The sequence below is a fragment of the Candidatus Peregrinibacteria bacterium genome (assembly GCA_016699755.1).
In the GTDB taxonomy this organism is placed as follows: domain Bacteria; phylum Patescibacteriota; class Gracilibacteria; order CAIRYL01.
Map to the genome: position 1 here is coordinate 675,071 of CP065009.1, position 22,388 is coordinate 697,458.

Genomic DNA, 22,388 nt, shown 5'->3' on the forward strand with positions numbered 1-22,388 from the left:
CCGTCTTTTTTGGTTGGGTGTCAAAAGCTATTCCTCTCCACAAAATTTTTTCGTCTTCTTCATGACAAAAAGACAAAACTATGGCAGAATGCCCATGATGATACACTATGTTTCCACTCGTGGCGGAGGAGCGCCAGTTTCTTTTTCGGAAGCTGTTTTATGCGGACTTGCTCCAGATGGGGGGCTTTTTTCTTCGGAATCGACTCCAAAAATTTCAGAAAAACAGATGGTCGATTGGCTCAAAAAACCGTATGCCGAACTCGCGGCGGAAATTCTCGCACTCTTTGCTCCAGAAATTCCTCAAGAAAATATACAACATTTTTGCCGATCTGCATACGCCCCAGAAAAATTTTCTCATGCGGACATTGCTCCTGTAACGTCTCTTGGAAAAAATAGATTTCTTCTTGAACTTTTCCACGGTCCAACGGGCGCCTTTAAAGACTTTGCGCTCCAACTTCTTCCACATATAATATCATACGCAATTACTCAAGGAGATGGGCTCCATCGTGCCATTCTTGTTGCAACTTCGGGGGATACCGGAGGCGCGGCACTTTCGGGTTTTGCAGATGTTACCAACACCTCATGTGTTGTCTTTTTTCCAGAAGATGGTGTTTCCCCACTTCAAGAGGCACAAATGCGAGGAGCAGAAGGAGAAAATGTTCTATCTCTTGGAATTCGAGGAAGTTTTGATACAGCACAAAGCGCGGTTAAAGAAATATTTCTCGACACCTCTTTCTGCCAAATGCTTCGCAGACAAAACATTCTTCTTTCCTCTGCGAATTCCATTAACATTGGAAGACTCATTCCACAAATTGTATATGCCGTCCATGGCTATCTTCAGCTTATTTCTCTCTATAATATTCCCCTGGGAAACACTGTGGATGTCACTATTCCTACCGGAAATTTTGGAGATATTTTTGCGGTGTTTCTCGCAAAAAAAATGGGGATTCCATTTGGAAAACTCATGTGTGCAAATAACGAAAATAGTTCTACCACCCAATTTCTTAAAAGCGGTATATTTAATATTTCCGGTCAATTCACCAAAAAAACGCTTGCCCCTGCTATGGACATTCTGAAAGCCAGCAACATAGAGCGTCTCCTTTTTTTCCTCGCCGATCATAACTCAGAAAAGGTAAAAACATGGATTTCAGAACGAGAGGGTTTTAGAAAATTTCTGCTCTCCACAGAAGAACACAAGAAAATACAGGAAGATTTTTTGGCGGAAACTGTTTCTGATGCCGAGATACTCTCGGAAATTCGAAAAAGCACAGATGAATTTGGTAAAACTCCAGATCCGCATACTGCTGTTGGCATTGTCGCCGCTAGAAGAAACGCTTCCAAAAATCCCATGCTTATTTTTTCCACTGCTCATTGGGCAAAATTTGGAGAAACGATTTGGAAAGCGCTCCTTCCAGAAAAAGATATTCCGAAAACAGAAGAAGAAATTCTTTTGCGCCTTGCGGAAGTTATCCAAAGACCTCCTCTCCCAAATGCCCTCAAGCATATTTTTCAGAAAAAAACTCGTCACTCAAAAACCATTTCTGGAACAACAGATGATATGAAACATGCTCTCCTCAATTTTTTTGAGAAACAATCATGAAACATTTTTTTTGGCGACAGGCACTTTTTTTTACAATAGGATGGATACTTTTTCTCCCCTCGGCATCAGCATTTCGACTTATCGATTTTACGGGAGGACAACAGGGAACAAACACAGGGACAGATACCGTCTCTGAACAGCAATCGCTTACACAGAGCATTTCGCAAATTCAAACACTTCAACAAAAACTTAAATCACTCGAAATCGATTTACGCCTCGAGACCGAACGCCCTTTTCCAGAAAAAGAGGAGATTGAGACGGCATCACAAGCCCTTGCCAATCTTCGAAAAGAACTCGAAGACATGGAAAACGCAGAAAAGAGAAATGAGGAGGATATTTTAAAAAAACGGGAAGAAGTGGAAATTGCACGGTTTGAATTTGAGCAAAAACAGCAATCATATCGAGACAAGGTAGAAATTCATATTCAAAAAACCGAACAGATTAAAAATGACATCACCGAAACAGAAGCCGAAATTCAAAAAACAAAGGAACTCGCCAAAAATCAGGCAGTAGAGCTTTTGGCTCGCATCCTCTTCTTTTTAATGTTCATTCTTATCCTTCTTATTCTTAGAAGACTTTCTGGAAAAATGATTTCTCGCCTTTCTGGCAACATTCCCATTGCACGAGAACGGGCACTCCTTCGAATTAATCGCATTGCCTTTAATGTCCTCATTGCTACTTCTGTTGGTGTTGGACTTTTTTCACAGGTTCTCAATTTTCTTCCTTTTGTCGCCATTCTTGGAACGGCGCTCGCATTTGCTTTGCGAGATATTATTGTCTCATTTATTGCTTGGTTTCTTATCGGTACAGAACAGGGTTACAAAATTGGAGATCTTATTCAGATTGGCGAACTCAGGGGGCGTGTTATGGAGGTGCACCCACTTTTAACTGTTCTGCGCCAAACCGGAATGCGAGGAGACACCGGAAGAATTATGAGTTTTCCAAACAAATTCCTCTTTGAACAAAGTATTCAAAATTTCTCAAAAATGTTCCGCTTCATTTATATTATGGCGGATTTTTTACTCGAACGAAATTCTGATGCTACAATGGCGCGAAAAGAGCTAGGAATTGCGGCAGAAGAAGCACTTGCAAAAGATATTGAAGAAGCACGAAAAAACTTGCCAAACCTCCAGAGTAAATTTGGCATAAAGCAGTCAAACATTATGCCACAAGTTTTTGTCGAACCAGATCCTCGAGGAATTCTCTTAAGAATAAAATACTTCTGCCGACTCGATAATCGACATATTAGCCGAACAAATATCATGGAAAATTTTCTCGCGCGTATTAAGGACAACCCCGAAATCAATCTCCGTTTCGTAGAATTTGGCGAAAAAAAAGACACGTAAATTATAGTTCGCTGAGCAGTGGATCAAAAACCTTCTTTTGCTCCTCAAAGAAAAAACGCATATACTCATTTGGAATATTTTTCCGTATGGAATTTTCGGGAAACACGATTCGGCAAGAAACAGGGCGACTTTTTAAGGCTCTTGAGGAGTTCGAATACTCTTGGGAAGACTGTGAGCGCCTTGCTCCCGTAACGCTTGAAATTCACCATTTGAAACGAGAAAAAAATGCAATTATTCTTGCGCACTCATATCAAACACCAGACATTAAATTTGGTGTTGCAGATTCCATTGGCGATTCTTATGGTCTTTCCCTTGAAGCAAAAGAAACAAACGCGGATATTATCCTCTTTTCTTCTGTGCTTTTCATGGGAGAAACAGCAAAGATTATAAATCCCACAAAAACCGTTCTTGTTCCGTGTCAATCAGGCTGTTCACTGGCGGATTCTGTAACAGCAGAAGATGTCCGAAAATTACGAAAAGCATACCCAAACGCAGGATTTGTGGCATACATTAACACAAGTGCAGAGGTAAAAGCAGAAGTTGATGCCTGTTGCACTTCGGCAAATGCACAAAAAATTGTCGAGAACATGCCACAAAAAGAAGTCGTTTTTCTGCCAGATAAACTCATGGGAGAAAATCTTCGCCCACTCGTTTCCAAAAAACTCATCATCTGGGATGGAACATGTATTGTTCATGAAGAAATCAGCGCGCTTGAAGTAAAGTCTGTACAAGAAGAATATCCTAATGCGAGTATTATCGCTCATCCAGAATGTCAGCCAGAAGTCGTACAAATGGCGAACTTTACGGGAAGTACAGAAGAAATGCTTCATTTTTTTGCCTCTGCACCGGAAAAGGAATTTCTTCTTCTCACTGAGTGTGGACTTGCCGAACGCGCACAAAAAGAACATCCCGAGAAGAAGATTGTGGGAACATGTCACTTGTGCCCATATATGAAAAAAATACGCCTTCAACACATTCTCAAGGCACTCAAAAATCCTTCTTCAAATCAGATGATCCAGATTCCAGAAGAGATTCGTAAACGAGCGCAGAAAAGCCTTGAAGAAATGTTTCGCTTACACAACAAGGATGAGTAAGAATTATCTTTATTTGAGAGAAATTTCACAGTAATGATATTGAACGGAAAAAATCCTTTGCGTCATCTAAGAAACTTTTGCAAAAATTTCTCCTGCCTTTTTCCTGTTTATGCAATACGATACACTGCGTATTTTTGATACCACTCTACGAGATGGTGAGCAATCACCGGGATATTCCATGATGACCGAAGAAAAAATTCGTCTTGCTGTTCAACTCGAAAAACTTGGTGTTGATGTTTTGGAAGCCGGCTTTCCGGCAGCAAGCCCTGATGATTTTTTGGCAGTACAATCTATTGCAAAAAAATTAAAAAAAACCGAAGTTTGCGGTTTAGCACGCGCTATCGAGAGCGACATAAAAGCAACGTGGCATGCCATTTCTCCAGCAAAAAAACCACGCATTCATACGTTTATTGCAACGAGTCCAGTTCACATGGAATACAAACTCAAAAAGAAGCCAGAAGAAGTGTTGGAATTGGCGAAAAATGCCGTTCGTCTCGCAAAAAGCTTGTGCGAACGAGTCGATTTTTCTCCAGAAGACGCTGGACGAAGTGATCGGGATTTCTTAAAAAAAGTAGTAGAGATTGCCATTGCCGAAGGTGCGGATACCATCAATATTCCCGACACTGTTGGCTATTTGCAACCAGAGGAGTTTGGAGATCTTATTGCCTTTCTCCGAACGAATTGCTCTGGCGGCGACACAGTAATTTTTTCTACACATTGCCACAACGACTTAGGGCTTGGGGTCGCCAATTCCTTGGCGGGGATTCGAGCAGGTGCAAGACAAGTGGAATGCACAGTAAACGGTATTGGAGAGCGCGCGGGAAATGCAGCACTCGAAGAGGTGGTTATGGCAATACAAACGCGACCACACTTCTACAATGTTTCGACCAATATCAATACCACAGAAATTATGCGCACGAGCATGCTCTTAAAACACATTACGGGGCAACCTGTTCAGCCGAACAAAGCGATTGTGGGGCGGAATGCATTTGCGCATGAATCGGGTATTCATCAACATGGCTATTTGGCACACAGGGAAACGTATGAAATTATGCGCCCAGAAGATATTGGTCTCTCAGAATCACAAATTATTCTCGGAAAGCATTCGGGGCGCGCCGCGCTCAAAAACCATTTGGAGGAAATGGGGTATGATCTTGATGAAGCACAACTCAACGATGTTTTTGCAAAATTTAAAGCACTCGCGGACAAAAAGAAGATTATTGAAGATGCTGATCTTGATGCAATTCTCATGGGAGAACTGGGAAAAGAGCAACAGGGATATTCTGTAATCGATTTAGATGTTCACACGGGAACAAAAGCAGTTCCCTCCGCGAGCATTACACTTCTTTGCCCAAATTTAAAAATACGAAAGGCAGAGGCAACGGGAACTGGTCCAGTGGATGCCGCTTATAAAGCAATCGAGAGTATTGCCGGAAAGTATGGTGAACTTTCGGAGTTTCGCATGGATGCCGTTACAGAAGGGCTTGATGCACAAGCCGTTGTTTCCCTTATTCTCAAAACACCGGAAGAGCAACAATTTTTCGGACGTGCTGGCAACACAGATATTGTTACCGCGAGCGTAGAAGCATATCTCGATGCCATTAATAAATATCACCGGAGAAAAGAAGTAAAAACGGAAACCCCTCGCATATAAGATTTTTGTTTTAGATCTCGTTCGGAATTTAGATTTTTGGTATCTTTACGAATCCAACTTCCACATTTTTTCGTAATACTCATCCACCACGCGATGTGTATTAAATGTTCCGAGAAGTGAAATGGCGGCTTTCATTCGCTTCGACCAATTCTGACGATTGTCATAATACTCCGCAGTAATTTCTTCAATGCGATCATGGATTTCAGAACAATCGAGATGATCTCGCACTTCAGGATCAGCTACACCATTTGACCGTTCTCCAAATGCCCAACCAGAAAGTGGCTTTTGAACATATCCTTCATCCCACCAACCATCTAAAATAGAGAGATTTAGAAGTCCATTGAGTGCCGCCTTCATACCACTTGTTCCGCTCGCTTCACGCGGTTTTATGGGATTATTGAGCCAAACATCTCCGCCAGAAACGAGATGAGAAGCAATTTCGAGATCGTAATCTTGAACCACTGCAACACGAACCTGCCCACGAAGAGCACGCCCAAACTGCTCTATATTTTCTCGAACATTTATACAATAGTGATTATCTGGATGACACCGCCCCGCAAAAACAAGCTGAAGTTTTTTGTAGCCAACATCCCGAAGACGTTCAATATTTTTAAAGATGAGCTCTGGACGTTTATACTGAACAAATCGTCTTGCAAAACAAATCGTCAAGGTATCCTCGTCAAAAAAATCGTCGGAATGGAGCTCTCCTGCAATCGGAAAAAATTCCCGATGACTATTCACCCATTGTACAAATTGTGTCTTATTCTTTTGATGTGCCGAAAAAAGCTCTTCATCTGGAAGAACCTCTTCTGCTTTTGCAAAAAGAGAAGGATCTTGACGCCACCCCGAAAGATGTTTGTCGAATACCTTTGCCATTTCCTCCGAAACCCATGTGAGATGATGGATACCATTTGTCACGTTTTCAAAATCATATCCTGGAAACATTTCCCGACAAACTTCACGATGCTTTTCGGAAACCGAATTCGTTTTGTGGCTTAAGTTCATAGCAAGATGCGTCATGCTCAGCATATCTGGTGTTCCAAGTTTTTTAATATGCCATGGAACCATATCTCGTAAGACACCATTGACAATGTCATACGCAAAATAATCATGTCCCGCAGCAACCGGTGTATGCGTTGTAAAACTACATCGCTCCTTTACATCCTGATCTTGAAATCCCTCTTCATGAAGGACTTCCAACGTAAGAAATGCCGCATGCCCCTCATTCATGTGATAGAAAGCAATGTCATGATATCCCAGTGCCTCAAGCATGCGTACTCCACCAATCCCTAAAATAACTTCTTGTCCCAAACGAGTATAGGTATGCGATGGATAGAGATTTTTCGTGAGATCACGATCCCAACGCTTATTTTCGGGAAAATTCGTAGTGAGAAAGAAAATGGGAGCGAAATTTCCGTTCACACTTTTCACCTGATATTCGTATGCCCCAAGAATAACTTCTCGATCCTCAATGGTAATAGTAGCTCGTTCAGGACGAAGGGTCATATATGGACTCGCGTCAAATGACTCCACCGGATTATCGTGTTGATGGTAGAGAATGGAAACTCCTACGAGAGGTGCTTTCATATCTGCCGCAGAATGCATAATATCTGCCGCAAGTACTCCTAGTCCTCCGGCATAATTGGGAATATGTGCATCCACAGCAAACTCCATGGAAAAATAGGCAATCGTTCCTCTTTTTAAATTAGTCATTGATGTTTCTGTTAAAGACACGATCATTATGACATTTCTCATCAAAAAAATCAATTTTTCTGCACAGCCCAAGAAATAGAACTTTTCTCATCGAACCCTCAGGAGAGAAAAAGGTTGCGGAACTCAAAAAAAACAGGAAGAATAGTGCGGAATCCGTTTTGTGGGAGAACTGTTTTTTTAAAAAAACGTTCGATCGCACCACTTTCTTTATCCACTTCACATGCCACATCGTGGGAAAAAATACCGCGAAGCTGAAAAGCTCGTTCAACGTAACACTCTTTATGACACAAAAGAAGCCGTCGCCTTAATAAAAAAGACGTCTACCACCTCTTTTGACGCTACCATCGAAATACATGTCACAACCACTGCGAATGTTAAGCACGCCGACCAAGTCGTGCGTTCCACCACAACTCTTCCAGCAGGAACTGGAAAAACAAAACGAATTGCCGTTTTTGCAGATGGCGGTCAAGAAGCCGAAGCAAAAAAAGCAGGTGCAGATGTTGTAGGAGGTGAGGATCTCATCGAAAAAGTACTTAAAGGAGAAATTGACTTTGATATTGCCATTGCTACTCCAAAAATGATGCGTTCGCTTGCAAAAGCTGCACGTATTCTTGGACCAAAAGGACTTATGCCATCACCAAAGTCGGGAACAGTAACCGATAACATTTCTGCCGCTATTGAGGAGCTCAAACAAGGAAAAATTGAGTTTCGAACCGATAAGAACGGTATTATTCACTCCATTATTGGAAAGGTATCCTTCTCGGAAAAAGACATTCTCGAAAATCTCCAAACAATCATGAAAGCAATTGTACAAAACAAGCCTTCTGGAGTAAAAGGAGTGTTCCTAAAGAGTATATCGCTGAGTAGCACCATGGGTCCCGGAATTTCCGTCTCCCCATCGGATCTGCTCTGGAAATAATCGCGCTTCTTCCCTCTTCCCTCCTCTATGCGTTTTTCTCCGCGAACTACTGGTTCTTCTGGAAATATTGAATTTATTTCATTCTCTGCGTTTATTGCACTCCCTATTCTCGCCTTTATTCTGGGTTGGTATGCGTCAGAAATGAAATATCAGCACTCCTCACTTCCTCTGACAACATTTACAAGCGAAGAAGATAAAAAAGATGGATATCCTGAAAAAGATCAGAAAGAAGGAGACATTGATATTTCCCTCCTCAAAGAAGCCATCGATATTATTCGTTCAAAATATGTCGACCAAAGCGCCATTGATCCGAAAAAGATGGAATATGGTATTGTGCGCGGACTCGTTTGGTCCCTCAACGATCCCTATTCGGAATTTTTAAGCCCCGAGGAAAGTAGTGATTTTGAACATGAACTTGATGGTGACCTTGAAGGAATTGGGGCAGAGCTTACTGTAAAAAAAGGATCTATCGTGGTTGTTTCTCCTCTACGAGATTCCCCCGCAGAAGAAGCAGGGCTTCTTCCAGAAGATATTATTCTGAAGGTTGATGGTGCAGAGGCATCCGGAGATGATTTTCTAAATGTTATTAAGAAAATACGAGGAAAAGAAAATACAGCAGTTGTGCTTGATATTTTTCGCCCCGAAACAGCAACAGAACTCTCACTTTCTCTTGTTCGAAAGAAAATCAAGGTGGAAACCGTAGATCTTTCTTTTGATGATGATATCGCCATTATCGAGGTGAGTCAGTTCGGAACAAATACGGACACAGAATTTGAAAAAGCTCTTACAGAAGCACTTACTAAGGATCCAAGAGGAATTGTGCTTGATCTTCGATTTAATTCGGGAGGATACCTCGACAAAGCCGTTTCCATGGTTTCAGCATTTCAAAAAACAGGAAAGGTTGTTATTCAAAAGGGACGACCTCCTGAAATAACCAGTATTTTTGTAGATGGAAACGCAAAGACAGATCTTCCGCTTGTTGTTCTTCAGAACCGTGGATCAGCATCGGCAAGCGAAATTGTTGCCGGAGCTCTTCAAGATTTGGGTCGTGCTGTTATTGTTGGCGAAAAAAGTTTTGGAAAAGGAACGGTGCAAGAACTCGTAAAAATGAAGGGGGGGGCACATCTTCGTGTCACCATTGCAAAATGGCTCACACCAAATGGACGAGATATCGGAAAGGTTGGCATTGAGCCAGATATTTTTATAGAGCGCACCACAGAAGATTTTGAAGCAGACAGAGATCCACAAATGGAGGCAGCACTTCACTACCTCCGAGGAGAAGAGGTTGCTCCCACCCCCGCGGAAACAAAAGAAGACACAGGATCGGATGAGGGAAATACCGAACAGGCTGAGCAGTAAGAGGTGGTAATGTCCAGAAGATTATGTCCGAGGTCGGAATGGGAAGGTTTGAGGTGTTTATAAAAAGCAGGAATGTGCCGTTTGTACGGTCCGTTTTCAAAGTGCTGGGTCACCATAAAAACGAGGTTGAGCAGTGAGTCCAGTGTCGGAAATACAGGGACTCGTTGGGTGATCTTTCTGCTATGAGTATTAAGCCTCTCGATCCAGTTGGTAGTGTAGATCATCCTTCGTATTTCTTCGGGGAAATGGAGAAAGGCGGCATAGTTTTTGAGCTTTCCGGTCTCAAGACAGGAATCGATATTGAGATGTGCGGCTTCCATTTCTCCGTAAAGAATATGAGCCTTTCTTCGATCCTTTCGATACTGTTTTCCGGATCGTCAACGGAAAAGACATGGCTGAAGTCATCGGAGAACTCTTTCTTTTTGTCGGCTCGGATGCGGTTAATCAGATTCCGTTTCCGGTGGATCAGACACAATTAGTGTTTTCCTCCGTGGTAATATTCCTCTGTGGTTTCAGTAATCCCCTTGAGTTCATCGGAGATCACAAGGTTAATCTGGTTCAGCCCGCGACTGATGAGATCAGAGAAGGTCTCCTTCCATGCATGGGAGCCTTCTTCGGAGTACCCATTCCCCTTGTTCTTCTCTGAATCAGTATCCGTTTCCCAAGGAAGTATTTCTATTATTCCATACCCCGAACACAATAAAAGCTACACTACCGTTTAGAAAGGAATGATGACCTCTTCAAGTTAAGGAGATTTTTCCAAACCAGACACCCCCAAGAAATACGAAATTCTTTTGAGCAAGCTATTCACCAAATTATTGATCCAGAAAAAACAATATAGTATTTTCAACTTTGATCTTTTCAAAAAGATCTACACTTTCTTCTTTTTCGAAACTATGAAGGATAACATCCTTTTGCCATACATCGCTTCTCCGAGTCGGCGCATTGGCATATTTGTTGGATTCTTTGCATTCTGTACTATTTTTCCAGCACTCATTCATTCACAATGGATTACCGGACCATTTATAAATGCAACTCTTCTCTTGGCGACCATTTTCTTAGGACCTGCTGAAGCAATCTTTATTGGACTCTTTCCAAGCTCTGTCGCACTCACTTCAGGGATTCTCCCTGTTGCTCTCGCTTCTATGGTGCCGTTTATCATGATTGCAAATGCTCTCTATATAAAAACCTTTTCCTACGGAAGACGATTTGGATTTTGGATTTCTGCTGGAATTGCCGCGCTTTTGAAATTTATTTTTCTCACACTTTCCGTCATATTTCTTTTGCCAAATCTTCTTATTCCAGAAGCAGTGGAGCGCGTTGCTGTTCTTTTAACATGGCCACAACTTGTTACAGCAATCATTGGAGCTTGTATCGCCTTTCCTGTACTCAAAATTCTTAAGAAGAACACATAATGTGTTCATTTATTTTCTTGCCGATCTTCAAGAGCTTTTTTCGCCTTTCGAATTCGATCCATTTTTGTCTGAGCCTCTTCAAGCGTTTTTTCAAGATCTTGAATTTTCCGTTGCTGACGGCGAAGTACCTGATCTATTTTTTCTTCATTCTCAAGAGCAACATCGTGGAGAAGTTCAACTTCTTCTCCAATTCTTTGAATTTGTCGCTCACGACGACGCGCTACCTCATGATAAAAAGACGCCCCTAAGAGGGCTGTTGGAAGAGCAAAAATTCCTACACCTACCACTGCCGAAAGCGCACCAAAAAATCGCCCGAGGGGAGTGACGGGTACCATATCACCATATCCAATGGTGGTGAGTGTGGAGATCCCCCACCAAATAGCGGCAGGAATACTCGTAAACTTTGTTCCAGGAACAGCATGCTCCGCAATATACAAAAGCGTTGAACAGAAAATAAGTATGAGAAACATAATGGAAGAGACGGCAACAAGCTCCTCTTTATTCTTTCGAATAACCTGTAAAACACGATCAGACGCGTCAGCATAACTTGTTGCCCGAATAACCTGATATACCCGAAAAAGTCGAAATACTCGTACCCAACGAATATTAAACGGAGAGAAGAACGAACAAATTGCAAGCGCATCAAGCAACATGAGTGGCGAGCAGAGAAACCGAACCCTGCTCAAAAAACTATCTCCAGAAACCGATTTTAATAAAGGAGCTGTCCAAATGCGAAGAAGATATTCAAGAAAAAAAATGCCCCCAGAGAAGAACGAAAACCAGAGAAATAAAGGGGAGGTGGGGTATTGCGAAAACTCGGGAAGCGTTTCGATGACCACAAACGTAACATTGAAAAAAATAAGGAGCAAAAGAAGATACTCCACTCCTCTTCCCCAGTGAGTTTTGCTTTTGTTCTCAAGAACTTCAAAAACCTTCTGCCGAATAGTGTGTTTTTGCTCTGAAACCATGAAAAAAGTATAACATTTTTTTCCGCTCTTCGCAAAAAGAGCGCTTGCAAAAGAGAAGGAAGCGCGCAATACTTTTCTTGTTTTTCCTCTACGAGAAATGCCACGATACACATTTCAATGTACCAACAAAAATTGTCGGAAAAATTTTGGGGAACAAGTTCCCATGGGAACAACAGAGGCGACCTGCCCTCATTGTCAGGCGCGTGCGGAAAAGATTTTTTCCGCCCCTGCTATTCACTTTCGTGGATCGGGATTTTATGCAAGCGACAGTAAAAACGCTTCTACTTCTGCCTCATCTGGTATGACAGAACAAAAAGAGTCTCCACCAAAAACGGAATCAAAAGCAGAGGTAACACCTCCCCCCTCCTCTTCATAGAAAATCCAAATTTTATCGGGTAAGAATTCGCATGACGTTCCGCACAATATTCATTCCCGAGTCTTTCTTCATGGTAAGCACCGATTCTGGATGAAACTGCACCGACTCAATAGGAAGCGTTTTGTGACGCATTGCCATAATGATTCCATCTTTTGTGGTCGCAGAAATTTCGAAATCTTTTGGCATCGCATCTACTGCAAGTGAGTGATACCGACCTCCCGAAAAATCTTGGGGAATATTTTCAAAAATGGTCTTTTCGTCGTGGTGAATAGCGGTGCTCCTTCCGTGTACCGGAAGAACAAATTTGAGACTTCCGCCAAAGACTTCGGCGAGTGCCTCATGTCCAAGACAAACTCCAAAAATGGGAACTTTTTCGAGAGATTTTTCGATAATTTTCATGAGATTTCCGGCATTTTTTGGAACACTCGGTCCGGGAGAAATAATGAGAAGATCGTATTTTTCGGGACGAATATTTTCTACTGCCACATCATTTCGAAAAATCGTGATGTTCCCGCCCGCTGTTTCAAAAAAATCAACGAGATTAAAGGTGAATGAATCGAAGTTATCGATCAGAAGGATATTTTTCATAAAGGAAAAGAAATCTAAAATTCTCCGCGGAGTATTTCCAATAGCGCTTGTGCCTTGTTTTCTACTTCTTTGCTCTCATCTTCAGGAATAGAGCTATAGAGCAACGTTGCTCCGGCACGAAAAGAGAAGCGATTATTGTGAATATGTGCCGAACGAATAATGATTCCGGTATCCATATCTCCGGAAAACGTAAGATACCCAATAGAACCACCATAAAATCCACGACGACTCGTTTCTGTTTTTTCAATTTCAATCATGGCCTGTACTTTTGGCGCGCCAGTGAGTGTTCCGGCAGATTGGCAAGCAATAAGCGCATCAAGCGCATCACGGTCTTTTCGCAGATTTCCCGTGAGATGCGCAATAGTGTGCATTACTCGGGAATACTTTTCGACATGTCGATACGAAGTAATTTCAATACCAGGTTCACACACTCGTTTTAAATCGTTTCGTCCAAGATCGATGAGCATATCGAGTTCCGCCCGTTCTTTTTCGCACGAGAGGAGCTCAAGCATATTTTCGTGATCGGAAACAGGATCTTCTCCACGCGGACGCGTTCCCGAAATGGGGCGGAGATGAGCTTTTCCATTTTCGACCCGAACCATCATTTCGGGGCTTGCTCCAACAAGTTGACTTTCGCCAAAATCGAAAAAGAAGAGATAAGGCGCAGGATTCTTTTCACGATAGATTTTGTAAAGCGCAAATGGGTCACCAGAAAATTCTCCAGAAAACTTTCGGGAAAAAACCGCTTCAAAAATCTCTCCTTGACGCGCCAATTCTCGTGCAGTTTCCACCTGATTTTCGTACTCTTCCGGCGAAATATCGGCAGAAATATTTTTCGTGGAAAATACCTTCTTTTGCAATTTTTTTGGCTTCGAAATGGACTGAAAAAGCTGTGCAATATCAGCTTCTGCCTCCCCTCTGTTTTCACGAAACAGAGCAAGCTCCGCCTTCTCTTTGAGGAGATCAAACTGAACAAAAGTATCGAAGAGAAAAAAGTGAAAATCGGGAATATCATTCTCGGGCAAAAGCTCGGGAAGAATCTCAAAAAGTCGTGCAAAGTCATATGAAAATGCGCCATACACGCCAAATTTTCCGGATGTTTTACACTGAAAATACTCCAGAAATGCACGGAGTGCGATGGCAATATTTTTTCGACGTGTTCGCGCGTCTTCCGAGCAAAACCCCGTGTCTTTTTCGATACGAAGTTCGAGTATATTTTTGTCTTGCTGAAGCACTTCATCTGCCTGATCTGCAATTCCAGAGGAAGTAAAATCTTTGAGAAAACGCTTTCCACGGGGCGAACATACCCGAAATTTAATGATATTTTCCTTTCCACAAATTTCGAGAATAGGATCGATGCCAAGCAGGCTCATACGCCCATAAATAGGATTTAACGAGCGAGATTCAAAACAAAACAAAGGAGATTTGGAGATTTGGATTCGCTCAAACACATTTGCCGCATCTTCTAGTGAAATGCTTTGCCGAGCTTCGAACACGGGAAGGTTTCCGCAGGTGTGTTTTCGAAGAACACGTTCATAAAATTTTTGAAATACTCCGTTTCCATATTTCATTTCTCGACTTCCTCGAGAAATAGTCGCAAGACTTGCCCCCGTCTTTTTGGCAATATCTCGATGGGTTTTCCCCTCAAAAAGAAGTTCGACAATTTCTGCTCGTTCGGCAAGTGTTTTTCGTTCTGCAGGGGTAAAGAGTGCGCTAAGAAGCTCTCTTTGTTCCTGAAGATTTTGAGGGGCGAGAAGGAGTTTTTCGAGAAGCTCATTTTTTTCGGAATGTTCTGCATCCATGGGATAATTGATTTAGTGTACTAAAACAGTATATAAACGCACCAGGAGCGTCAAGAAAAATAAGAAGGAATCTGCCAATCGATAGGAATTTTTCCTTGGAGCGTTAAAAATTCATTTGTTTTGGAAAAGTGACGACAACCAAAAAATCCGTTTGAAGCCGAAAAAGGAGATGGATGCGCCGCCGTAAGAATGAAGTGTTTTTTGGGATCAATTACCCTCCCCTTTTCTTGTGCGTATCTTCCCCAAAGGAGAAAAATAATCCCCTCTTTTTGGTCAGAAAGTGCCTTTATAGCGGCATCAGTAAAAGCCTCCCACCCTTTTCCTGCGTGTGATGCCGGAGATTTCGCGCGAACGCTGAGCACCGCATTGAGCAGCAAAATCCCCTGCTGAGACCAATATTCCAAATTTCCATGAGAAGGAATGCTACACCCCATATCACTCTGCAACTCTTTATAAATATTTTGAAGTGATGGCGGAACACGAACACCGCGATTCACCGAAAAGCAGAGTCCGTGCGCTTGTCCAACGCCGTGATAGGGATCTTGCCCAAGAATAACTACCTTTGTTTTTTCAAACGGACAAGAATCGAACGCATGAAAAATAAGTTTCGGTGGCGGATATACCGTTTTTCCAGATTGAATCTCTTCTGTGAGAAACGCCTTCATTTCAAGAAACGAAGGCTCTTGAAATGCATTGGAGAGCGCATTTTTCCAACCAGTCTCTATTTTTTGGCTTGTTTCTCCTGTCATTTCTTATACATATACAGAAGGAGGATAACAAATTCAGACGCAGGAATTCCATATTTGACAATACTCTTTTTTTCCATTAAAAACCTGCTCCTTATTTATTTTTATGCGAGAACACTTTCAGGAATTTAAAAATCGTGACCAAAAATATATTCTCAGAGAAATGCTGAAATATGATAAGGAGAGAATAGAAATGGCGTATAAAACTCTTTCGGGGAACACAGAAATACGAGGCTCAAGGCTTTCTCCTGAGATACTCGAAATACTCAAAAACAGAAGAAAAGAATTGCAAAACATATGGGAAGACGATGAATTTCCAGCACGGGAACCAGTTTGTAATGATGTGGAAAAGGGAATGGAGGTTGCTCTTCAAATGGAAAAAATTGCCATTATTCTAGAACCTATTGTTTTCCTTACCGACAAAATGAATTTCAATGAAGACCGTGTGAATGCATATTGTTATAATCATAGACCACATAACACTCAGGAAGAATGGTGTAAAAACATCATCTCTCGGGCAGTGTTGGCAGATTCTGCAGTACTCAAAAATGGTTCCCCTTTTCGTGTTGGTGATACGAAAAACGGAGTTATTCTTGATTCAGATCTTCCAAAAGCGGTAGTGCGCTTTGTTGGTCTCGGCGCTGAACGTCGCAATCAAAACAAATATGCTTTTCCGTTCGTTGCGCGAAATTTTCGAAACCCCTCATTAGCTGATGAAATAAAAAAGTATATGGAAGAAAAAGGTTACCCTTTCCCTCTTTTTCCTCCGCCCTCTTTCTTCTCTTGATTCATTGACCATTTAATAATGCGTTCTTCTACTATTGCTCGTGGTCGTCCATAGCGTTGACGACATGCCTTGAGTATTTTTTGTGTTCGACCTTCTTCATGTTCAAATTCTGGAGGTGGCAACGTGCTGACGGAAAATACCGAACTTGGCATGCCATCAATCATAAGACGAAGATATGCCTCATATTTTGGAAGCGAGCCAATATCCGCAGGAGCAATAATATCCTCTCCGCCAAACTGATCGCTTAGCGTTTCCGCATCGTCAAACCCTACCTGAAAAGTAAGCATTGTTCCCACATTTCCAAAAATAGCATCCCGAACCGTTTCTTCCATTTGCGCGAGATATTGATTTGCCACTACGAGATTCAAGCGATATTTTCGTGCTTCCGAGAGAATGGTAGCAAACGAATCTGTTGCAAAATTTTGGAACTCATCAACATAGAGATAAAAATCGCGCCGATCTTTTTCTAGAGTATCCGCACGACTCATAACATCAAGCTGAAACTTGGTCACGAGAAGCGATCCAAGAAGTGCGGAATTATCTTCTCCAATTTTTCCTTTGGAGAGATTGATAATGATAATTTTCCCCTTGTCCATGGCAAATCGCAGGTCAATACTCGATTTTGTTTGTCCAAGAATATTCCGCACAAGACTTGCCGAGAGAAACTGTCCTACCTTGTTTTGAATGGGAGATGCCGCTTCGGTCACCTGTTTTGGCGACCATTTTCCAAATTCATTTTTCCAAAATCCAAGTACAAGCGGATCGTGCACTTTTGCAAGAATTTCTTCTCGATATTCTGCTTCTCCAAGCATGCGGAGTACACCAAGGAGCGTTGTTCCATCTGCTTCAATAAGGGCGAGAAGTGTGTTTCGAAGAACGTGTTCTAACCGAGGACCCCAACTTTCAGAAAACATTTTCTTGAGCACCCCAATTACTCCAGAGGCAACGAGATGACGATTATTTGGATTTGGACATTCAAGAATATTGAACGATACGGGAAACTCAGAATCGGATGGATCAAAAAGCATAACATCATTCGTACGACTTGAAGGGACAAAACCAATCACTTCTTCCGCCAAATCTCCGTGTGGATCAATAACCGCTATTCCTTTTCCTGCTTGAATATCAGAAAAGATCATATTTTCAAGGAGCGTTGATTTTCCCATTCCTGTTTTTCCCACAATGTATACATGTCGTCGTCGATCATCTGGCAAAATGCCGAAAATATGGCGATTTCCACGAAAATTAGTTTTTCCGAGCGCAGTTGCCTCCGCATGACGAGAAAATATAGGGAGATTCTTTGGTGGCTCAAACTTCCTGTGACTCACCCACAAAACATCTGGCGTTTCCACGGTTTTTGTGGGAAGATGAAAAACCGTTGCCAATTCTTCGTTATTGAGCACCATTTGCCCGCGAATAGCAGAATGTGCCAAGCGTCGTGCCAAAAGTTGTGGTTTTCGCAAAAAGGAACTTGCCTCAAAACCATTGAGTTGAGGCATATTAAACTGCCGAAATGCTCCAACAATCTCTTCTGTTTTCTGTTCGAGTAAAAAAGGATCTTCTCCAAAAGCAACAATACGAATTGAACAAAGAAACGGAAGCCGGCTCAGTTTGTCACTTGCCGCCGTTAATTCATTCTCTCGATCATGATTTCGATTCATTTCCATATCGAGACTTATACTTTTTCCAGAAGAAACCGTTCCACTTTGCCGGAGGAAAAACCACAATCGCAAAGGAAAGCGAAGAAAACGCTGAAAAGAATTTAGAATGAGAAGATTTTGAACGCATGCGCTTTCTACATCAGAATTGCTGTATGTTCCTGCACTTATAATACGAAGACATTTTGATCCAAGTTTTCGAAACCGACGAGGAGGAAGCGGCTGACACGCAATTTGAATAACAGTCGTTTCGTTTTCGAGCAATCCTGAAAGCGGATGGAGAATACCCGAGAGCGGATCTGTGATGACCTTTGCCGTTTTGTCTTCAAATTGGGAATGGCGACGAATCGGGAATATATCGGCATTCATAAGGCGAAGCTCTGTTCCAACGGCTCTTGTGGGAGCAAGTGGAAGGTATTCCAAGACCGTTTCCATTTCTATTTCTGGATAATGTGCATAGAGCTGACTCTTTGCAAGCGCAAAGAGAGTGCGTGGCATGCGAGCAAAAAAGCAGATGCTTCCTTGGTACGAAGCAATTTCAAAAGAAAACGATATATGTGGTTTTCCCGAAAGAGTTTCCCATACCCCCCCACCCTGTTTCAGAAAATGAAGCGCAGAAAAAACCTGTTCCATTACCGCTGGATTTTTTTCACTGAGTCGTGCCGGACGAATACGAAGAAGAACTCTGTCTTCGCAATGCGCTTTTCGGAACCAATAAGAATGAATACCAAGATGAATAAGGGAAAAAAACGCAAGAAATAACGTTGTCAGAAAAAAAGACCCAGAAACAGCAAAATACGCTCCCGAAAGCAAAAGAATAAAAGAGGAAAGCCGTACAAAGGCGAGAAGAAAGAGGAGCATTTCGTTTTAGGATGAATGGGGAGAGTATTTTTTCCTGATATTTTAACAGAAAATCACAAAAAAGAGGAGGTGGAATTTCTTGAAACCGCCTCTTTTTCCCCTGCAGAGTGGGTAGGTTTTTTCAGGAATATGCTTCGGATTCTTTATTTCTGCACTCCTTTTGGTAATCATTTTTAGCATTCCCGTTTTCTCCTAGGTGGCAAAAAAGGACGCCACAACCATTGCGGACAACACCGCACAAAAGAAAACTCCAAAAACTGATTCCTGAAATGAATTTATTAGCCTTGCAGCAAAAGGGTTTACATTTTGGAGATAGAATATGGAGGAATACTGGAATAATGGTGTAGAAAGTCTGAGTAATAGGATCTTCGAAGGAGAAGGAAAAGATACATGTAGCACTACCATCCTGAAAAGAAACTCTATAGTGCACAGAGGAAACGCTCCTTATTGTCCAGAAGAGAATGGTAAGATAGAAAGATTTCATGGAACACTGAATCAGAGATCCATACAGTACTATTGGTATCCATCTGACACCCTAGAGACTTTGGAATACGAACTTCAGTCATTTCTGAAATATTACAATTTTAAGAAAAGATACAGAGGGCTTGGAATGCATGGATTGACTCCTTATAAAAAGCTTTCTCTTCTTGCATTCAGATTGGATCTCTTCTCATCTCAAAATGTAAACTTGACGCTGCAATACAATATGATTTGACAATATTTTTTTTAAGTATAAAATTAGTTTCCACTCGCAAGTAACGAGTGGACGTGATTTACCGGTGGGTCTTTTTTAAAGACACCAAAAGTAATCACAAAGACCCTTAACAGCACGGATGCAAAACTTTGGAGAAAATAATGAAAACTCTACTGAGTATCACCACCCTCCTACTGGTCTCCGTTGTCGCCATTGCTGACGACTGCGGATGCGGCCCACAGCCCCAATACTGGGGGGAAAACAATGCCGTCCCCGTCTATTCAGATGGGAAAGACTTTTTGGCTTGGAAATCCCCCGCCCACGCTACACGAGGAGGAAAGACCTGTAAGTACATTCTTATTTCCAAGGGGAAAATACAGGTAGATATTGAGCCATTCCCCGATGGGAACGAAAACCGCTATCTAACCGTAGTCGACACCCCAGGATTCGAAGAGACAGAAGGGACATTCGTTGTTCCCGGCAACCCTTGGGATCGGTATATGATAAGGATCATCGCGGTCGCCCCTGCGGGGACGATTGAGGGGATCACTGGCTGGGTCAAGGAAATTCGGATCTTGAACTGCCTATAAAAAGCATCCGTGCACACCGTCCTCCCTTTCTAGGGAGGACGGCAAAACTTTTAACTCACAGTAAAAATTATGTGAGTTTTTTTGGGAATCCAAAATATTTTTTGCCGAAGAGTATGTGTTAAAAATATCAGAATGCTTCGCAACAGTTTTTCGCGTACAAAACTTCCGGAAAAATGGAAATAGAAGAAGAAACCCTGTAAAATCTGCCGATAACCGTCACAGTCCCCTTCGGGAGACTGTGACGGAAGAAGAGATTTTTTTTGTTTCCACACTTGAGCGCTTGTAATATTTTGAACCATTGTGGAGCACATGATCTTCGATACACATACTCCGCGAAGAAACGTCCGTAAAAATCCAAATATCGCCTTTCTTCTTTTTAGTTTGGTATTCTGAAATCCCGCTTGAAAAAGCAAAAACTTAATTACGATGTCCTAAATTATACCTGATCTACTCTTTTATTTTTGCGAAAGAAAATCTTTTAATCCCATTTGAGTTTCATCCGACATGTCATTTTCCTATTTCTCGTGCCATTTCCAAAAACGTCGCATTGCTCCACGCCTGATTAAAACATCCCTCGCTTCGCCGTTCCTGTGCAGAGCTCACCTCTGCACAACAACCAATCGCTCCAGAATGAAGAATTTCGGCGGTAGATGCCTCCTGAATTTTTTGAATATATTCGGCGTATTGCTTTTTATCGGTGCGGTAAAGCGCAATTGCCACCAAGTGATTCACAAAAAACCAACTGTCTCCTCTGTGGTAACTTCGGTTATTTTCTCCGGTATAATGGGCATGAAAGAGTGGATGATTTTTTTCAATGGTCGAAAGTCCCCCCCAAGAAAGCCAGAGCTTTTCGAGCGCCGCATCAAAGCAACTTTTCCATTCAGATTTTGAGAGAATTTCTGGCGCAATATATGCCGCTAAAAAAAGATTTGGACGAAGAAGGTTCCCACTCGCCTCATCTCGCAAAAATTGCCCATTCCAAAATGCCTGTCGAATGCGCTCCCGAAAAGATGTTTGCTTTAAAAACCCCTTTGCCCCTGTTGTGAGGGGAGAATTTGGTGCGAGTTCATGAAGAAAGGCATACATGCTCAACATAAGCGCCTGAATTTCAATACAATACCCTTCCCGCGTGTCACTCTGAAAACCAGTGTCCATCCATGTTTCAAGTGGACCGTTATAAAAAAGTCCATCATGAAGAAGCTTTTTTTCGAGTCGCTGAAGAGAGGTCTGAAGGGCATTTTTCACCATCTCCTGTTCAGAAGAGAGCAGAAACCCTTCGCGAAAAAGCTCTCGAAGACGGAAGAATATCCATCCAACACCATCTGCAGAACTAAGATCGGAAGCAGGATACCGATTGGGAATGCGCCCAGTGCTATCCATACGCGAAAGCGCGCCAAGAAGAATCCGCTTTGCCGTTTCTCGTTTTCCTGCAAGACAAAGTCCTTTTGCACTTATTGCCTCATCTCGAGTCCAAAACTGAAAAAACCACGGATGTCCCGCAAAAAGCCCCTTTCGTCCATCTCGCTCAGAGAGAAGTCCGCGCAGTGCAATAGCAGATGAATGTGTCGCTTTCTGAAGATTTGATGAATCGTTAGAAACTTCCCAAATATTTTCGCTCTCAATGTTTTCTTCTCCCCACTTCTTTCTTCCCTCCAAAGAGAGAGAAATACGCCGAACTGGACCAAGACGACACCGCAGGACATAAAATTCACCTTCTCCTCCCTCACGCTCAGCATCAAATGAATACTCTCGGCGTACCCATTCAAGCGACCAAAGTCTTTGCTTTTGATCTGTTTTTATAAAGAGAGAAGAATCAGGGAGAAACTGTAAATTTTGAAAACGAATACGCACACCATCTTCCTCTTCTTGAAAATCATAATCTCGGTGGAGTCCGTTTGCGTTATATGCTTCTCGAAAATCGAGAAAAAGATCGGTGTTTCCTTGGGTATCGCGTTCGTAGAGCAAGGTTTCCCCCTGAAGAACAAAGGATTCTCGAACGCCATTTGGAAAACGACGAAAAGCAGAGTACTCAGATTCAACGGTAAGGACTGGTTTTCCAGAATGACCTTCTGGACAAATATCTTCTAATATACGAAAAAAACTATTCCCAGCAGGAAGAAAAAGTCCATGATACCGACTTTCAGCACGCTGTCCAATGGTGCAGAACCCTCCAGTATCACTAAAAACAATGAGGAACGGATTCATGTTTTATGAGGGG

At 42.2% G+C, this 22,388-nt stretch carries 20 protein-coding genes; 11 read left to right on the top strand and 9 right to left on the bottom strand.

Going from position 1 to position 22,388, the window contains the following annotated elements; all coding sequences use genetic code 11:
- The first annotated feature begins 61 nt into the window (after positions 1 to 61).
- The 4 genes from IPN35_03075 to IPN35_03090 all read left to right on the top strand — a co-directional run bounded on the left by IPN35_03075 (position 62) and on the right by IPN35_03090 (position 5,694).
- A complete protein-coding gene (locus tag IPN35_03075) occupies positions 62 to 1,600 on the top strand; it encodes a threonine synthase (GenBank protein ID QQS59826.1) in 1,539 nt (512 codons plus the stop codon).
- On the top strand, positions 1,597 to 2,946 hold the full coding sequence (locus IPN35_03080) for a mechanosensitive ion channel (protein QQS59827.1): 1,350 nt from the start codon (positions 1,597 to 1,599) through the stop codon (positions 2,944 to 2,946). Before IPN35_03075 ends, IPN35_03080 begins: the two co-directional genes overlap by 4 nt.
- A gap of 86 nt (positions 2,947 to 3,032) precedes the next feature.
- Positions 3,033 to 4,040 carry a quinolinate synthase NadA gene (gene nadA / locus IPN35_03085; protein ID QQS59828.1) on the top strand — a complete coding sequence of 336 codons (1,008 nt, stop codon included), beginning with the start codon at positions 3,033 to 3,035 and terminating at the stop codon, positions 4,038 to 4,040.
- A 109-nt stretch (positions 4,041 to 4,149) separates the two neighbouring features.
- Positions 4,150 to 5,694, top strand: a complete 1,545-nt coding sequence (locus IPN35_03090) for a 2-isopropylmalate synthase (GenBank protein ID QQS59829.1) — start codon at positions 4,150 to 4,152, stop codon at positions 5,692 to 5,694.
- A 45-nt stretch (positions 5,695 to 5,739) separates the two neighbouring features.
- On the opposite strand, the gene glgP is transcribed toward IPN35_03090, so the two are convergent.
- Complete coding sequence (gene glgP, locus IPN35_03095) at positions 5,740 to 7,449, bottom strand: alpha-glucan family phosphorylase (protein ID QQS59830.1); 1,710 nt, start codon at positions 7,447 to 7,449, stop codon at positions 5,740 to 5,742.
- Positions 7,450 to 7,627: 178 nt separating this feature from the next.
- Here glgP and IPN35_03100 point away from each other — a divergent pair, with 178 nt between their 5' ends.
- Positions 7,628 to 8,326 (top strand): 50S ribosomal protein L1, encoded by a 699-nt coding sequence (locus tag IPN35_03100; GenBank protein ID QQS59831.1) that lies wholly within the window; start codon positions 7,628 to 7,630, stop codon positions 8,324 to 8,326.
- Positions 8,327 to 8,353: 27 nt separating this feature from the next.
- The gene (locus IPN35_03105; protein ID QQS59832.1) at positions 8,354 to 9,685 is read left to right on the top strand and encodes a S41 family peptidase; all 1,332 of its coding nucleotides are present in this window, start codon (positions 8,354 to 8,356) and stop codon (positions 9,683 to 9,685) included.
- Here the strand turns inward: IPN35_03105 and IPN35_03110 are convergent.
- Positions 9,592 to 10,005: a transposase gene (locus IPN35_03110; protein ID QQS59833.1), complete on the bottom strand. Its 414-nt coding sequence runs from the start codon at positions 10,003 to 10,005 to the stop codon at positions 9,592 to 9,594. The genes IPN35_03105 and IPN35_03110 overlap by 94 nt on opposite strands.
- A 155-nt stretch (positions 10,006 to 10,160) precedes the next feature.
- The gene (locus IPN35_03115; protein QQS59834.1) at positions 10,161 to 10,385 is read right to left on the bottom strand and encodes a transposase; all 225 of its coding nucleotides are present in this window, start codon (positions 10,383 to 10,385) and stop codon (positions 10,161 to 10,163) included.
- A 196-nt stretch (positions 10,386 to 10,581) separates the two neighbouring features.
- Here IPN35_03115 and IPN35_03120 point away from each other — a divergent pair, with 196 nt between their 5' ends.
- Positions 10,582 to 11,100, top strand: a complete 519-nt coding sequence (locus IPN35_03120) for a hypothetical protein (protein QQS59835.1) — start codon at positions 10,582 to 10,584, stop codon at positions 11,098 to 11,100.
- Between the two features lie 5 nt (positions 11,101 to 11,105).
- Here the strand turns inward: IPN35_03120 and IPN35_03125 are convergent, their stop codons facing one another.
- Positions 11,106 to 12,068: an ion transporter gene (locus IPN35_03125; protein ID QQS59836.1), complete on the bottom strand. Its 963-nt coding sequence runs from the start codon at positions 12,066 to 12,068 to the stop codon at positions 11,106 to 11,108.
- A 97-nt stretch (positions 12,069 to 12,165) separates the two neighbouring features.
- Between IPN35_03125 and IPN35_03130 the strand changes: the two genes are divergently transcribed.
- Positions 12,166 to 12,444, top strand: a complete 279-nt coding sequence (locus IPN35_03130) for an FmdB family transcriptional regulator (GenBank protein ID QQS59837.1) — start codon at positions 12,166 to 12,168, stop codon at positions 12,442 to 12,444.
- Positions 12,445 to 12,456: 12 nt separating this feature from the next.
- On the opposite strand, the gene IPN35_03135 is transcribed toward IPN35_03130, so the two are convergent.
- Genes IPN35_03135 through ung form a run of 3 tightly spaced genes read right to left on the bottom strand, consistent with a single transcriptional unit; the run spans position 12,457 to position 15,583 of the window.
- Positions 12,457 to 13,032 (bottom strand): aminodeoxychorismate/anthranilate synthase component II, encoded by a 576-nt coding sequence (locus IPN35_03135; GenBank protein ID QQS59838.1) that lies wholly within the window; start codon positions 13,030 to 13,032, stop codon positions 12,457 to 12,459.
- A gap of 14 nt (positions 13,033 to 13,046) precedes the next feature.
- Positions 13,047 to 14,834 (bottom strand): chorismate-binding protein, encoded by a 1,788-nt coding sequence (locus IPN35_03140; protein ID QQS59839.1) that lies wholly within the window; start codon positions 14,832 to 14,834, stop codon positions 13,047 to 13,049.
- A gap of 50 nt (positions 14,835 to 14,884) precedes the next feature.
- Entirely contained in the window at positions 14,885 to 15,583 is a 699-nt protein-coding gene (ung, locus tag IPN35_03145; GenBank protein QQS59840.1) for a uracil-DNA glycosylase, read from the bottom strand.
- Between the two features lie 103 nt (positions 15,584 to 15,686).
- Here ung and IPN35_03150 point away from each other — a divergent pair, with 103 nt between their 5' ends.
- Positions 15,687 to 16,367, top strand: a complete 681-nt coding sequence (locus IPN35_03150; protein QQS59841.1) for a hypothetical protein — start codon at positions 15,687 to 15,689, stop codon at positions 16,365 to 16,367.
- Here the strand turns inward: IPN35_03150 and IPN35_03155 are convergent.
- Positions 16,325 to 17,773, bottom strand: a complete 1,449-nt coding sequence (locus IPN35_03155) for a type IV secretion system DNA-binding domain-containing protein (GenBank protein QQS59933.1) — start codon at positions 17,771 to 17,773, stop codon at positions 16,325 to 16,327. The genes IPN35_03150 and IPN35_03155 overlap by 43 nt on opposite strands.
- A 1,432-nt stretch (positions 17,774 to 19,205) precedes the next feature.
- On the opposite strand from IPN35_03155, the gene IPN35_03160 reads away from it, so the two are divergent.
- Together IPN35_03160 and IPN35_03165 are read left to right on the top strand one after the other, a co-directional pair.
- Positions 19,206 to 19,601, top strand: coding sequence for a transposase (locus IPN35_03160; protein QQS59842.1), 396 nt, complete (start codon positions 19,206 to 19,208; stop codon positions 19,599 to 19,601).
- Positions 19,602 to 19,741: 140 nt separating this feature from the next.
- Positions 19,742 to 20,170 carry a hypothetical protein gene (locus IPN35_03165; protein ID QQS59843.1) on the top strand — a complete coding sequence of 143 codons (429 nt, stop codon included), beginning with the start codon at positions 19,742 to 19,744 and terminating at the stop codon, positions 20,168 to 20,170.
- 507 nt (positions 20,171 to 20,677) lie between these two features.
- On the opposite strand, the gene IPN35_03170 is transcribed toward IPN35_03165, so the two are convergent.
- Positions 20,678 to 22,375 carry a hypothetical protein gene (locus IPN35_03170; GenBank protein QQS59844.1) on the bottom strand — a complete coding sequence of 566 codons (1,698 nt, stop codon included), beginning with the start codon at positions 22,373 to 22,375 and terminating at the stop codon, positions 20,678 to 20,680.
- Positions 22,376 to 22,388: the final 13 nt, after the last annotated feature.